Origin of the sequence: Rahnella sp. PCH160, assembly GCF_047784855.1 — a bacterium.
In the GTDB taxonomy this organism is placed as follows: Bacteria; Pseudomonadota; Gammaproteobacteria; order Enterobacterales; family Enterobacteriaceae; genus Rahnella.
The window spans coordinates 4,627,712-4,642,137 of sequence record NZ_JBLOGT010000001.1; the positions used below are offsets into that span (position 1 = coordinate 4,627,712).

Below are 14,426 nucleotides of genomic sequence, written 5' to 3' on the forward strand. Positions count from 1 at the left end.
AAGACTCTGCCAACAATGCAGCATTTTTTATTCGAAATAAGAAAGAGATACTTTGCCGGATTTATTTTTTTGCAGACAATTATTTTTCGCCCGTTACGAAATCACGTAATGGTGACGTAACGAAACTTTCAGTACACTGGCTCCGCCAATAAGAAAAATAATGGCGAAAGGATGACGTTCATTTCTCTGGGAGATTCAGATGAAGTTATGGATTTGGCTGATAGCGTTGTTCTCTCTGCCCGCGTGGGCAGAAGAACCGCCGGTGGTGTACGCCGGCACGCTGGGGAAAACCAGCATTGTAGTTGAGCTGGACATGAATAAACCTGATGAAGTGACAGGCCGTTACTTTTATCAGAAGTACCATCTGGATTTGCCGCTCAACGGCGCACTGGATGGGCAGGAACTCACACTTCAGGAAGGGCTGGATGATTTTGATGATACGCCGCGCCCTGAATTTACACTGACCAAGGATGAAAACGGTGGCTGGCAAGGTAACTGGACCAATCCGCAGGGAAAAACGCTGGCGGTCTCGTTAAGACCAGCGCAGCTTCCGGCGGCGGCCACAGACGACAGCTATCTCGGTTCACTCATTCATACCGATCCTTACGAATATTTGCGGTTATCTGAATTGCAGTTGAAAGCGGGTAAAAGCGAGAGTTTCATGGGTTATCAGCTGCAATGGTGGGTTGAGCCTCAGTCGAAAATCACGCTGTTTGAGATTGTTTCCGGTTATCCCGACGCCAGTTTACAGGCGATGAACCAGAAGTTGCGCACCCGCTTATGGCAGGAAGTCAGCGGCTGGCATGCCTGTATGCTCGGCGCGAACCGGTTTGGTCAGGGTGAATACCAGCAGACCGTCACGCCGGAATACATGAGCCCGGATGTCGTCAGCATCAGTCTGTTCACCTCGTATGATTGCGGCGGTGCGCATCCTGATTTCGGTGAAGCACCGGTCAATATGAACGCCAAAACGGCGGAAACGCTGACCCTGGAAGATATCGTGTGGGTCGGTGATAGCGCGCCATTCCATTATCTGAATGCGGAAGATCGCGCCTCATCGGGAAAAAATGATGTGGATTTCGACACCTTCGCCGCATATCGCGATAAAAAATGGGCACCGTGGTTGGTGAAACAGCTTACCGCGACGCACCCGGAACAGATGAAGAAACCGACCGAAGAAAGCGATGATGACTGCGATTATTCGGATCCGTCTGTCTGGCAGTTCTCGGCGTGGTATTTCACGCCGAAGGGCCTGTATTTTGACCCGACGTTCGCCCGCGTGCTGCGTTCCTGCGAAAGCCCGGAATGGTCGGTCTTGCCTTGGTCTGCATTGAAAGGCCACGCGGGCAGCACCGCCATTAATCTGGAACACTGAAACAACAAAGGCACCCGCGGGTGCCTTTGATTTTTATAACAAGAGTAAGACTTTGGTGTTAAAAACTTTACGCCAGCCAGCCCTGCAACTGAGCGTATTGCAGCAACATAATCGTTTTACCATCTTTGATGCGGCCGTCTTTGATCATCGCCAGCGCGTCGGTGAACGGTACTTCGAGCACATCAATATCTTCATCTTCCACACCGCCACCAGCATTTGCCCGCTGAGATTCATCATATTCTGCGGCAAAAAAGTGAACGATTTCCGTCACACTGCCCGGCGACATATAGCATTCGAATAATTTTTCGACTTGCCCGACGGCAAAACCGGTTTCTTCTATCGCTTCTTTACGGATGCAATCTTCCGGCGAGTCGTCATCCAGCAAACCTGCACAGGTTTCCAGCAACATACCGGTCGGGTTGCCGTTGACATAGGTCGGCATACGGAACTGATTGATCAGCAGAACGGTTTTCTTTGGCCGGTTATAAAGCAAAATGGTCGCGCCGTTTCCCCGGTCATACACTTCACGGGATTGCGGCTGACGTTCACCGTTGCGTTTAATTAAATCGTAGGTGAATTTTCGAAGAACATACCAGTTATCAGAGAGTAACTCGGTCTGGACGTTTTCGATTTGAGATGACCTGCCATGAGATGACATTTAGCGTGCCTCCGCTCAAAAGTGGTGAGAGAAGCCCGATATCATAGCGGTAATAGTGCCTCCCTGCTACCTTCAGCCGTGCTCAATTGCGTCGAGAAGTTGCTCACGATGTCGCCCAATCCAGTGAGGATCCAGCGGCCCCCAGCCGGAAACCTGATAATAGCCGTCGTTATTGCGCACACCTTGTTGCACAAACTCCAGTTCGACCCCCATACCCGGCAGCGCTTTCAGCACATCCTGCAGAGTCCGACGTGGCCAGCCGGTAATTTCCATCAGCCTGGGGACGTTAGGTTTTTGCTCGTTATCGAGTAACCAGCAAAGATAGAGACGGCGCGCAAACACCGAATTCAAATTCAAACTCATCTGGACGACTCCTGCGTATTGTCATAAAAAGAGGATAGCCAAAGAGTAGACTGTTTCAGCGAACGCGTGTGATACATAACCCTGTGTGCGGGGAGGCTTTTTTACATTATCTCCTTTATTTCTCCACGTTTTATCAGGGATGAGAAGGTAAAGTGCACTGACGTAGAAAGACACTCTAACACTCACTCAGTCCTTTGGGACGGCACTGCCTCTGAGAAGTCCTTTTCAGAGGATTTTTTTGTCAGATTACTGACGCTCTGTTTGTTCGCTGATGTTAGTCACTCACGCCAGAGTGACAACGAGGTTCTTGACGCATGGCTAACTTTTTTATTGATCGCCCGATCTTTGCCTGGGTTTTAGCGATCATCATTTCCTTGTCCGGCGCACTGGCTATTTATACTTTGCCCGTTGAACAGTACCCCGTTCTGGCTCCGCCAAATGTGCGTATTACCGCCACTTATCCGGGCGCATCAGCACAAACGTTAGAAAACACGGTGACGCAAATCATCGAGCAGAACATGACCGGGCTAGATAACCTGATGTACATGTCTTCTCAGAGCAGCAGCAATGGCAGATCACAGATTACCCTGAGCTTTGTGGCCGGTACCGACCCGAATGAAGCCTTACAGCAGGTGCAAAACCAGCTGCAACAGGCGATGAAAAGGTTGCCGCAGGCGGTGCAAACTCAGGGGGTCACCGTCTCCAAAACCGGCGATACTAACCTGATGACCGTCGCTTTCGTCTCCACCGACGGCAGCATGGATAAACAGGATATCGCCGACTATGTGGCCTCGAATATTCAGGATCCTTTAAGCCGTATCGACGGCGTCGGCAGCATTACCTCGTACGGGTCGCAATACGCGATGCGCATCTGGCTCGACCCGAACAAGCTGACTAACTATCAGATGACCACCAGCGATGTGGTCACCGCGATTGAAAACCAGAACAGTCAGGTGGCAGTCGGACAACTGGGCGGCGCGCCGTCGGTTGATCTGCAGGCGCTTAACGCAACGGTTAATGCCCAGTCACAGTTGCAAACTCCGCAACAGTTTCGCGATATCACCCTGAAGGTGAATCAGGACGGTTCGCAGGTCAAACTCGGTGATGTCTCAACCATCGGGCTGGGTGCAGAAGACTACAGCATTCTCAGCCGCTATAACGGCCAGGCTGCGTCCGGTATGGGCGTACAGCTGGCGTCCGGTGCCAACGAACTGCAAACCGACAGACTGGTTCGCGCACGGCTAAGCGAACTGGAAAAATACTTCCCGCACGGGCTCGAAACTCGCATCGCCTATGAAACCACGCCATTCGTCAAAGCCGCAATCACCGACGTGGTGAAAACGCTGTTTGAAGCGATCGTGCTGGTGTTCCTGGTGATGTATCTTTTCCTGCAAAATATTCGTGCCACGCTGATCCCGACCATTGCCGTCCCGGTCGTTTTGCTCGGTACCTTCGTGGTGCTGCATCAGTTTGGCTACACCATTAACACCCTGACGATGTTTGCGATGGTGCTCGCCATCGGGCTGCTGGTCGATGACGCCATCGTGGTGGTAGAAAACGTTGAACGCGTGATGAGCGAGGAAGGGTTAAGCCCCAGAGACGCAACGCGAAAATCGATGGGGCAAATCCAGAGTGCGCTGGTCGGTATCACGATGGTGCTGTCGGCGGTGTTTATCCCGATGGCGTTCTTCGGCGGCACAACCGGTGCTATCTATCGTCAGTTCTCCATTACGATTGTTGCCGCGATGGTACTCTCAGTCTTTGTGGCGCTGACGCTCACACCGGCGCTGTGTTCGACCCTTCTCAAGCCGATTGCCAAAGGCCATCACCACGGCAAAACCGGTTTCTTCGGCTGGTTTAACCGCACGTTCGATAAGAATGCTCACCGTTATGAACGCAGCGTGGGCAGCATTCTCCGGCACAGCGTGCGTTACATGCTGGGTTATTTGCTGATCCTCGGCATTCTGGCGTTCCTGTTTGTGAAACTGCCGACGTCATTCCTGCCGCAGGAAGATCAGGGCGTGCTGACCGTTCAGGTTCAGTTGCCACCGGGTTCAACGCTGCAACAGACGCAAAAAGTCGTCGAGAAAATCGAACACTACTTCCTGACGGAAGAGAAGAATGATGTGGTTTCCGTGTTCTCCACGCTGGGCGCAGGCCCGGGCGGTAACGGTCAGAACGTTGCCCGCCTGTTTATCAGCCTGACAGACTGGGAAAAACGCACTTCCGGCCATAACTCTGTCTTCGACATTATTGACCGCGCGACCAAAGAGTTCAGACACATCCGCGAGGCGCGGGTTATCGCCAGCGGACCACCGGCCATCAACGGGCTGGGGACATCCGCCGGTTTCGATATGGAATTGCAGGATCACGCCGGCAATGGTCATGACGCACTGATGGCCGCACGCGACCAGCTTCTGGAAATGACCAGCAAAGACAGCACGTTGAGCCGCGTTCGTCATAACGGTCTGGATGACAGCCCGCAGTTGCAGATCGACATCGATCAGGTGAAAGCCCAGGCGCTGGGGGTTTCCGTGGCGGAGATCAACAGCACGCTGAGCACCGCGTGGGGCTCCACGTACGTGAATGACTTCGTTGACCGCGGACGTGTGAAGAAAGTTTATGTTCAGGCCGCCGCGCCGTTTCGTATGCTGCCGGACGACGTGAATAAATGGTACGTCCGCAATGCGAGCGGAACCATGGTGCCGTTCTCCGCCTTCACCACGTCCCACTGGGAAACCGGTTCGCCGCGTCTGGAACGTTATAACGGTTATTCTGCGGTAGAGATTGTCGGTGAAGCCGCAACGGGCGTCAGCAGCGGTACGGCGATGGACGAAATGGAAAAGCTGGTGGCGAAATTGCCTGCCGGATTTGGTCTTGAATGGACAGGGCTTTCTTATCAGGAACGCCTTTCCGGTTCGCAGGCTCCGGCGCTTTACGCCATTTCCCTGCTGGTCGTGTTCCTGTGTCTGGCGGCGCTTTATGAAAGCTGGTCGATTCCGTTCTCGGTCATGCTGGTGGTGCCGTTAGGTGTGATTGGTGCGGTAATTGCGACGTGGCTTCGCGGGCTGGAAAACGACGTTTACTTCCAGGTCGGGATGTTAACCATCATCGGTTTGTCGGCCAAAAACGCCATTCTGATTGTCGAATTTGCCAATGACCTTAACCACAAAGGCAAAGCGCTGGTCGAAGCCACGCTGGAAGCCTCTCGGATGCGTTTGCGCCCTATCCTGATGACGTCGCTGGCCTTTATCTTCGGGGTCTTACCGATGGCAACCAGCACCGGCGCAGGTTCGGCGAGTCAGCATGCGGTCGGGACCGGGGTTATCGGCGGGATGATTTCCGCCACCGTACTGGCAATCTTCTTCGTTCCGCTGTTCTTCGTGCTGGTCCGCCGCCGCTTTCCGGGCAAAACCGGTGAGCCGGTCATCTCCGATATCGTCGAAACCGTGCCGCACGAACACAAATAGCAGACACAAAAAAGGCGTTAATGTGGATTAACGCCTTTTTTATTAATGATTTATTGGCTGGTGTAAATCGTCGCTAAATGGACGTAATGGTCTTCCTGAACAAACGTTTTTATTATGACGCGCTGACACGGTGAATAAATCTTCTCTTTGCTTTGTCGCGGATACTGTGGGCAATTACGCTTTCAACATACGGTCGATAAAGTCTTTCCAGTTACCTAATTCTTGCTCTAACATTTTTCTCCCCTTGATTGGACGGCGTCATTATACGTCTATTTTTTGTACACGCAAAAATTCAATCACGATTGTTTAATCGCGATCACAATCCCGCCCCGTCTGGATCCTGCCCGCGTTTTGCCTCATTATGTGAATTATTCGTGTCCCGCTATTTGCGCTGGTCAAAAGTTCCTTTATTACTCACAGGTTATGTTTTTTTATGGCAACGACGTCTGCTCACACCACTTTTATTCTTTACGGCATTAAAAATTGCGATACCGTCAAAAAAGCCCGCCGCTGGCTGGAAGAAAATGGCGTTGAATGCCAGTTCCACGATTACCGGGTTGAAGGCCTGGACGATGCACTGCTGCAAAATCTCATCAGCAAACAGGGCTGGGAAGCGATGCTCAACACGCGCGGCACCACCTGGCGCAAGCTGGATGACGCCACGCGCGCGGCCTGTGATAACGAAGCCAGCGCTAAAGCCGTGATACTTGAACATCCGGCGGTGATCAAACGCCCTTTCTTACTGGCGCCAGATGGCCAGTCTCTGCTGGGATTCAAACCAGAAAGCTATCAGCAATTTCTCGCACAGGTGAAGTAACATGAGTTGTCCGGTTCTCGATTTAGCCCAGCAGTTAATCCGCCGCCCTTCCCTCAGCCCGGACGATGCAGGTTGTCAGGAAATTATGATTGCCCGCCTGCAGGCCATTGGTTTTCACGTTGAGCCGATGCATTTTGGCGATACCCTCAATTTCTGGGCAACACGCGGTGAAGGCAAAACCCTGGCATTTGCCGGGCATACCGACGTCGTGCCGACCGGCGATCACAATCTGTGGGTGACCGGCCCGTTCGAGCCGACCCTGCGCGATGGCATGCTTTATGGCCGTGGCGCTGCCGATATGAAAGGTTCACTGGCGGCGATGGTGGTCGCGGCTGAACGCTTTGTGGCAGCAAACCCGAATCACAAAGGCCGTCTGGCGTTTCTGATTACCTCCGATGAAGAAGCCAGCGCCGTAAACGGCACCGTCAAAGTGGTTAACGCCCTGATGGAACGCAAAGAGCGCCTGGATTTTTGTCTGGTCGGCGAGCCGTCCAGCACCACGCGCGTGGGCGATATTGTGAAAAATGGCCGTCGCGGCTCGATGACCGCTAACCTGCACGTTCATGGCGTTCAGGGGCACGTTGCCTATCCGCATCTGGCCGATAACCCGGTGCACCGCGCAATGCCTGCGCTCAACGAACTGGTCGCCACGGTCTGGGATAACGGCAACGAATTCTTTCCGCCAACCAGCATGCAAATCGCCAATATTAATGCCGGTACCGGCAGCAATAACGTGATCCCCGGCGAGCTGTATGTGCAGTTTAACTTCCGCTTCAGTACGGAACTGACCGATGAAATCATCAAACAGCGCGTCGCTGAACTGCTGGATCGCCACAATCTTCAGTACACCCTGAACTGGGTGGTGTCCGGCCAGCCGTTCCTGACGTCCCGCGGTGAACTGGTTGATGCCGTCGTGAATGCCGTTCGCCACTACAGCGAAATCACGCCAGAGCTGCAAACTACCGGCGGAACTTCCGACGGGCGTTTCATCGCGCGGATGGGCGCACAGGTGGTCGAACTTGGGCCGGTGAATGCCACCATCCACAAAATTAACGAATGCGTGCATGCCGCCGATTTGCAGGTTCTCAGCCGTATGTATCAGCGCATCATGGAACAGTTAGTCGCATGATCAGCCACGAAATGCTGACCGGCCGCTCAGACGCGCATCTGGTCACATTGGGCGAAGGCCCGCACCGGTTACAAAAAACCGCCGCCGGCGCCTTTGCAGAAATGCAAAAAGCAGCGGCGCAGGCCGGGTTTAATTTGCAGCCTGCCAGCACTTTTCGTGATTTCAGTCGCCAGCAGGCTATCTGGAATGGCAAATTTCGCGGCGAGCGACCAGTATTAGATAAGGACAGCCAGCCGGTGGACATCAGCATGTTGTCTGCCGCTGAACGTTGTGAGCTGATCCTGCGCTGGTCGGCACTGCCGGGCGCGAGCCGCCATCACTGGGGCAGCGATCTGGATGTTTACGATCCAACGTTGCTGCCGGAAGGCAAGGATTTGCAACTGGAGCCCTGGGAGTACGAGGAAAACGGGTATTTTTCTCCGCTGAACCTCTGGATGTCGGCGCACATGGAAGCGTTTGGTTTTTACCGCCCTTTTGCAGAGGATCGTGGCGGCGTTGCCGTTGAACCCTGGCATCTGAGTTATCGTCCTCTGGCGCAGCAGTGTGAATCACAGCTGACGCCTGACGTGCTTATCAGCGCATGGCAGGGCCAGGATATCGCTGGTTCTGACTGGGTCATCAGTGAGATAGCGACAATTTTTCCGCGTTTTATCGCCCTAACACCCTACAAAATTTAAGGAGCACGCCATGGAGTGGATTAAAGATTACTGGTGGATCGTTCTGATCATTCTGGTCGGCATGTTTATCAGCGGGATCAAAGAGCTGAACCGCGTTGATGTGAAAAAATTCCTGAAAGATAAACCTGAAATTCCGCCGCATCGTGACAACAATGCCGAGTGGGATAATGACGATGAGTGGCCAAAAAAGAAATAAGGCCGATAAATCAGAGGCAGCCGCATTGGCTGCCTTTGCGATCAGCGTGGCACGTAGTTTTTCAAATGCGCAATCGCGGTATTGATCATATGTGAATCCAGCCCATGCCCCATGCCTGCCTGAATGTTCAGGGTACAATCGCAGCCCAATGATTTCAGGCGTTCAGCGGCGCTTTTCGACTGGAACGGATTAATCACCGGATCCTGCTCGCCGTGAATAAAATGCACCACCGTGCCGGCGGAAATCGGTTTTTCCGGCAGGAGGGAGAAACGTCCGCTGAAAGCCACAATGCGCGAAGCCAGATGCTCTTCCACTTTGGTGGATTCCAGCGCCATGATGGTGCCCTGAGAGAAGCCAATCAGCGTGGTATGTTCCGGCGGCACGCCGGTCTTCTGCTGCCAGTCACGAATAATTTCCACGAAAACGGGCATTGCTGCATCGACACGCGCCTGACGGTTTTGCTCAGTCACGCCCTGCACGGAAAACCACTGGAAGCCACGGCCAAAATCACAGATGTCCGGGCTGCCGACGCTGATGACCTGCGCCTGTGGAAATGAAATCGCAAAAAACTTGCCAATCTCGCCCATGGAAATCGGGTTATCGCCCACACCATGAAACAGTACAATCAGCTGGTTCGCTCTTTCTTCCGGTTGCTGGACAATAATCTGTTCTGAGCTCATGAATTTCTCCCGTTTTAGGTTAATGGCTTTACTATACGCCGCCCGCCGGTCAGTGAAATCGGGTTTTATTGAACGAGTCTTTCCATTTTTTGCAATGAAACCGCCGCTTTAATCGCCAGCATAAGGCAAAATCGCCTGCTGACGCCATTTTTCACACGCCGCCGCGTCCGTTGCTTTCAGCGCCTGCGCGGTTTCCTGACGCCAGCGTGCCAGCAGATCTTTCCGGCCACTCAGCCGCAGCGCCTGCACAATGTCGGCAACAGTTTTCCCCTGTTGCAGGTAAGCGCGCAGCGCGACCAGCGGCAGGGAATGATGTTGCAATAACAGGCGGTTGAGCGCCGGTAAACTGCTTTCCGGCGGACGATGTGCAAAAGCGAAACCGGCCAGTTCGCGCCAGTCGGCTTCATCTAATGATAAATCGCCCGCTAACGGCAGCGGCAGCGTGCGGTCAATCTGCGGTGCCAGCCAGCGCCAGTCGCGGTTGAGTTGCGACGCTGCGGCCTCCGTCAGCGCCCGTCCGGCATCGGTGAGCGGTAACAGCGCCATGGCGGCATAACATCCGCTGCTGGCTTCTTTCTGCGTACTGACGCGCACCAGCCGGAAACCGGCCTGTTGCCACAGCGCAGCCAGATCATCGGTGTAGCCGAAACTGACCGACATAAAATCCAGCCCCTGTTGTTGCGCGCTGTGTTTTTGCTGCATCAGCAATTCATGCGCAATCCCCTGACGACGGAACGCCGGATGAACGGCAATCCGGCTGATACGGCGCGAGCGTAAAATCGCAGCCTGCGGGAAACCGGCGTGCGCGGCGAGTGACTGCGCGACTAAATTGCCACGCGGACGTCGCCTTCCGGCCCAGACTTCCTGCGCCAGCTGCGCACTCAGCCCGCCCTCTTCCACAAGCCACAGCGCGCCGGTCAGCGTGTTTTTCTGCCGGGCTGCGCTGAAGATCATGCCCGGCGCATCGAGCAGGCGGCGCAAATCCAGCGGCGAGGTGCGGTAATGTGCGCTGGTCAGTAAACCGTAGAATTGCTGTAACAGCGCCGGTTCGCACAGCCAGTCGTCGGCATCAACAGAGAATATTTCGGACGTTCCCGGCATGATATCCCCCGCAGGAACGTCTTCCGAAAACAGCATTAACTCGCTGATAAACGGCTCCAGCAGATCCCGATCTGACCAGCGGACCGGCGCGTTCAGACGTAAATCGTACCAGTGCGGCAGCGAGGCACAGAATTTCAACAGAAAACCCCGGCCTGTCCCTTCGTAACCCTGAACCGTCGTTGAAAGTAAAACGCGGGGAAACGACGCAATCAGCGCTGACAGCATCGGTGCCGGGATCGCCGCCGCTTCATCGATAATCAGCCAGTCGACGTCCGTCACGGGCGCAGCGTTACACAACGCGATCAAGGCATCCGGCGCGATAAAACGGGCAGATTCCGGAAGATGGCTGAGAATTTGGTTTGCGGACGCTTTCCCCGGCGCGGTGATCCAGCAGGTGCCCGGCCACTGGCTGGCGAGCATGCCCGCCAGCGTCGATTTCCCGCGCCCGCGCGCTGCCGTCAGTACCCAGACGCCGGAGTTAGCATTCATCAGCCGTTGTAAAAGCAGATGTTGTTCAGGTGTTGGCTGACCGTCGGGCGGCGTCCAGCAGGCGGCGGGCGATAAAGGCGTAATGGCAAAAGACGCATTCTGGCGGCACACCGAAATTTCAGGATGCCTGCACAGTAATGTTTGAAAACGTTGGATAAAACGGGGAGCCGGGATCGCCTGCGGGTGTTCGCTCCAGCGCTGGCTGTCGGCATCAGGCCTACGCGGCCAGTCATCCCATTCCGGCACCAGCAGAACCAGCCAGCTTCCGGCTTTCAGAATGCCGCAAAACACCGCCAGCGCGTCGGCATTCAGCCCGGTTCGCGCGTCGAATACGCCGTGCCGTTTTTCCTGCCCCAGCAAGGTGTGTACCGCAGAAAAAGTCACAGACTGCGCGTGTGACGGAGAATTCTCGCTGATCCACACCCAGTCACCCGGTTGCCCTTGCGCGAACTGCTCCGCCTGCGCGCCACACCACGCAGCCTCGCCGCTGAAAATCAGCAACCGGCGAACGCCTTGTTCAAGCATCTGCTGTTGCAGGGTATTTTTTAGCGCAATATCCATGGGTTACCGCTCAGGTTTTTCCCACCAGCATCGACAGCAGACCTGCCGCAATCAGCGGCCCGACCGGAACGCCTTTAAACATCGCCACGCCCAGCACCGTGCCGACCAGCAGGCCTGCCACCAGATGCGGCTGGCTGCCCATCAGCGTTAAACCGCGGCCGCCCAGCCATGACACCAGCACGCCCACCAGAATCGCCAGAATGGATTTCCAGTGGAAGAAAGAGTGCATTATGGTGCTGGCGCTGATCTTGCCGCTGGCAATCGGAGCCATCACGCCGATGGTTAAAATAATAATGCCGATGGTGAGGTAATGCCAGTCAGTTAAGCAACTGACTGGCTTTTTTCCTGTGCTTTTGGATACTTCCGGGGTCTTTCCTTCACCACTCTCGGAAAGGCCCTTTCTCTTCTTATCGGCAGCTTCACCATCTGCGCCATACTCTCCAGATTACGCAACAGTTCGGGGATCCGGCCCGGAGATGCGCCCTGAAGCGTCATTAACATCCTCATCACCAGACTGCACGAGTCTGAGAAGCTTAGCTGATTCGGCCAGTAACCCTTTAGGTTTTTAGACATCTTAATCATCTGATAACGAACAAGATTATAGGCTAGTAATACCCCCCATAACTCCTGCTCGACAAGTTCTGGTTTTTTACTTCTCAGCGTTAACCGACTCAGTAACATCGTCTGCTTAATTTCACGATAACCCAGTTCGATTTCCCAACGGTGGCCGTAGAGATCGGCCATTTCCCCCCCGGGTACCGCATGGCATCTGTCATTGAGGTCAGCAGATGGCAGACTTTGCCTTTACGGGTAAACGTCAGAAGGCGAGCCGTCATTTCCTCCCCCAGATCAGGCCACTTTTTCCGGGCCTGAGGACTGGTTTTCATCCTTATCAGATGATCGCCTTTACCGAGTTTTCGCACCTCTTCGTACTGCGCTCCTTTTTTCAACGGGATCATCCAGTGACGGCTCTCTCCCGCCTGATGCCAGGCATTCAGCAGCCCCAGAGAATAATAACCTTTATCGAGTAAAGTCAGTGTGTTATCGCCTGTTTGTTCTATCAGTTTTTCTGCCAGCGTATATTCGCTTTCTTTCATCGTACCGAAGGCGGCAGCCGTAAGCAGGTGGCTGGTCAGTTCCATCTGGCAGACCATTTTCACCTGCGGATAAAGCCCCGGTTGCCCGGCATAGGTCTGTCGCGGGAAAGCCACATCATTTTCTGGTGTATCCTGGGTTCGCCAGACGACACCGTCCACCGCCAGTAATGTCAGACCACACCAGTGTGGATGGGTGACGGAGTTGTGCCACACCTGTGCCGTTTGGGTAAACACGCGGCGAACGGCATCACTTCCCAGGCGCTGGCGGGCCTGGATAACGGCGCTTGGGGCAACGAAGGGCCGGTTGCCGGGGAGCATAATATCCAGACGGTTCACGATTTGGTGGAGGGGTTCTTCGCGTTCGAGCGCCATGCCAATGATGCACCAGACCATCATTTCCAACGGGAGACGGCGTTTACGCAGCGTGACGGAACCTGACTCGGCCAGACAGCGGGAGACAAGGTCGGGATCCAGAACATCACCGAGAGAAGTCAGAGGGTTACGGGTAGAGTCGTAGCAGGAAACGAGCTCAAGAGCCTGAGCAATGCGCATAAAAAAAATCCAGAAACGAAGAACGTTTCTGGATTTTTACACAGCCACTGGATCGTTCAACTGATCCTTAACTGATCGGCATTACCGATGGTGAGGCCGTATTTTTCAATCCACGGGAAGAAATTATTGAGCGGTGTAATGCGCACTGTCAGGAGGAAAAACATTGCGATAGTGACAGCACTGTTGTGACTGATAATTCCGAGACCGGCAAACACGAGCAGAATTAAAAGGGTTGGATCGAGAAAAGCCATGGCGTTCCCAGCGGTTCAACATGAAAATGAAAGAGAGGCTCAGTGAGCCTCTCAGAGTCGTTCATTGATTATTGAACAGTTTTTACTGGCAGACCAGAGCTTATTCTCACTTAATCAGCGGCTGGCGAAGGTATTGCACTGGTCAGGATTACCGGTGTCGAACCCGCGTTTAAACCAGGTGTAACGCTGTTGAGATGTGCCGTGCGTAAAGCTGTCGGGCACCACGCGTCCCTGACTTTGCTGTTGCAAACGGTCATCGCCGATCGCCTGTGCGGCATCCAGTGCTTCTTTCAAATCGCCTTCTTCCAGAACGTTTTGCTGCTGCATCGCGTGGCCCCAGACACCGGCATAACAGTCGGCCTGAAGTTCCATTTTTACGGAAAGCTGATTCACCACGGTTTGCGAAGCGCCCTGCTGCATCTGACGAACTTTACGCTCAGTGCCCAACAGGTTCTGCACATGGTGGCCGACTTCGTGGGCGACGACATAACCCTGCGCGAAATCGCCGCCCGCGCCAAGCTTATTCTGCAAGTCCTGGTAGAAAGACAAATCGATGTAAACGGTGCTGTCCGCCGGGCAATAAAACGGCCCCATCACCGACTGACCGGTGCCGCATCCGGTTCGGGTTGCGCCACGGTACATCACCAGTTTCGGCTCGCGATAGGTCATGCCTTCTTTCTGAAAAAGGGCTTTCCAGGTGTCTTCTGTTGACGCGAGGATCACAGACGTGAATTTCGCCTGCTCGTCATCTTTCGGGCTGATGGATTGTGATTGTGTCTGCCGCTGCGTACCGCCGGACTGACCGCCGTCAATCAGCGGCGTCAGGTCGATGCCGTAATAACCCGCCACCAGCACCACGATAATAATCACGATGCCGCTTTTGCCACGAACAGGCAGACGCATTCCGCCACCGCCCAACCCGCCGCCGTTAGATCCTTCTGTGCGTCTGTCTTCTACATTGTCGCTCTCACGACGCCCTTGCCAACGCATATCCGACCTCCAGACTGTTT

The 14,426-nt window shown here is 54.3% G+C and carries 12 protein-coding genes and 3 pseudogenes; 6 read left to right on the forward strand and 9 right to left on the reverse strand.

Going from position 1 to position 14,426, the window contains the following annotated elements; genetic code table 11:
* Window positions 1-199: 199 nt before the first annotated feature.
* Window positions 200-1,375 (forward strand): hypothetical protein, encoded by a 1,176-nt coding sequence (locus tag ACM5QY_RS21675; RefSeq protein ID WP_416122630.1) that lies wholly within the window; start codon window positions 200-202, stop codon window positions 1,373-1,375.
* A 67-nt stretch (window positions 1,376-1,442) separates the two neighbouring features.
* On the opposite strand, the gene nudK is transcribed toward ACM5QY_RS21675, so the two are convergent.
* Window positions 1,443-2,033: a GDP-mannose pyrophosphatase NudK gene (gene nudK, locus ACM5QY_RS21680; RefSeq protein WP_416122631.1), complete on the reverse strand. Its 591-nt coding sequence runs from the start codon at window positions 2,031-2,033 to the stop codon at window positions 1,443-1,445.
* Between the two features lie 72 nt (window positions 2,034-2,105).
* A complete protein-coding gene (locus tag ACM5QY_RS21685; protein ID WP_416122954.1) occupies window positions 2,106-2,390 on the reverse strand; it encodes a winged helix-turn-helix domain-containing protein in 285 nt (94 codons plus the stop codon).
* A gap of 320 nt (window positions 2,391-2,710) precedes the next feature.
* On the opposite strand from ACM5QY_RS21685, the gene acrD reads away from it, so the two are divergent.
* The gene (gene acrD, locus ACM5QY_RS21690) at window positions 2,711-5,866 is read left to right on the forward strand and encodes a multidrug efflux RND transporter permease AcrD (protein WP_416122632.1); all 3,156 of its coding nucleotides are present in this window, start codon (window positions 2,711-2,713) and stop codon (window positions 5,864-5,866) included.
* A 174-nt stretch (window positions 5,867-6,040) separates the two neighbouring features.
* On the opposite strand, the gene ypfM is transcribed toward acrD, so the two are convergent.
* Window positions 6,041-6,100 carry a protein YpfM gene (gene ypfM / locus ACM5QY_RS21695; protein WP_152328030.1) on the reverse strand — a complete coding sequence of 20 codons (60 nt, stop codon included), beginning with the start codon at window positions 6,098-6,100 and terminating at the stop codon, window positions 6,041-6,043.
* Between the two features lie 199 nt (window positions 6,101-6,299).
* Here ypfM and ACM5QY_RS21700 point away from each other — a divergent pair, with 199 nt between their 5' ends.
* Genes ACM5QY_RS21700 through ACM5QY_RS21715 form a run of 4 tightly spaced genes read left to right on the forward strand, consistent with a single transcriptional unit; the run spans window position 6,300 to window position 8,685 of the window.
* A complete protein-coding gene (locus ACM5QY_RS21700) occupies window positions 6,300-6,683 on the forward strand; it encodes an ArsC family reductase (RefSeq protein WP_416122633.1) in 384 nt (127 codons plus the stop codon).
* Between the two features lies 1 nt (window position 6,684).
* Entirely contained in the window at window positions 6,685-7,812 is a 1,128-nt protein-coding gene (gene dapE / locus ACM5QY_RS21705) for a succinyl-diaminopimelate desuccinylase (RefSeq protein WP_416122634.1), read from the forward strand.
* Window positions 7,809-8,489, forward strand: a complete 681-nt coding sequence (locus tag ACM5QY_RS21710) for a M15 family metallopeptidase (protein ID WP_416122635.1) — start codon at window positions 7,809-7,811, stop codon at window positions 8,487-8,489. Before dapE ends, ACM5QY_RS21710 begins: the two co-directional genes overlap by 4 nt.
* A 10-nt stretch (window positions 8,490-8,499) precedes the next feature.
* Complete coding sequence (locus ACM5QY_RS21715; protein ID WP_416122636.1) at window positions 8,500-8,685, forward strand: YpfN family protein; 186 nt, start codon at window positions 8,500-8,502, stop codon at window positions 8,683-8,685.
* Between the two features lie 41 nt (window positions 8,686-8,726).
* Here ACM5QY_RS21715 and ypfH read toward each other — a convergent pair whose 3' ends face one another.
* The 6 genes and pseudogenes from ypfH to ypfJ form a co-directional block, all read right to left on the reverse strand.
* Window positions 8,727-9,365: an esterase gene (ypfH, locus tag ACM5QY_RS21720; RefSeq protein WP_416122637.1), complete on the reverse strand. Its 639-nt coding sequence runs from the start codon at window positions 9,363-9,365 to the stop codon at window positions 8,727-8,729.
* Between the two features lie 108 nt (window positions 9,366-9,473).
* Window positions 9,474-11,516: a tRNA(Met) cytidine acetyltransferase TmcA gene (locus ACM5QY_RS21725; protein ID WP_416122638.1), complete on the reverse strand. Its 2,043-nt coding sequence runs from the start codon at window positions 11,514-11,516 to the stop codon at window positions 9,474-9,476.
* A gap of 10 nt (window positions 11,517-11,526) precedes the next feature.
* A pseudogene (locus ACM5QY_RS21730) lies at window positions 11,527-11,823 on the reverse strand (DUF441 domain-containing protein); the annotation flags it as partial.
* Window positions 11,824-11,837: 14 nt separating this feature from the next.
* Window positions 11,838-13,165 (reverse strand): annotated as a pseudogene (locus ACM5QY_RS21735) (IS4 family transposase).
* A gap of 83 nt (window positions 13,166-13,248) precedes the next feature.
* Window positions 13,249-13,416 (reverse strand): annotated as a pseudogene (locus ACM5QY_RS21740) (DUF441 family protein); the annotation flags it as partial.
* Between the two features lie 114 nt (window positions 13,417-13,530).
* The gene (ypfJ, locus tag ACM5QY_RS21745; protein WP_416122639.1) at window positions 13,531-14,406 is read right to left on the reverse strand and encodes a KPN_02809 family neutral zinc metallopeptidase; all 876 of its coding nucleotides are present in this window, start codon (window positions 14,404-14,406) and stop codon (window positions 13,531-13,533) included.
* Between the last annotated feature and the right edge of the window lie 20 nt (window positions 14,407-14,426).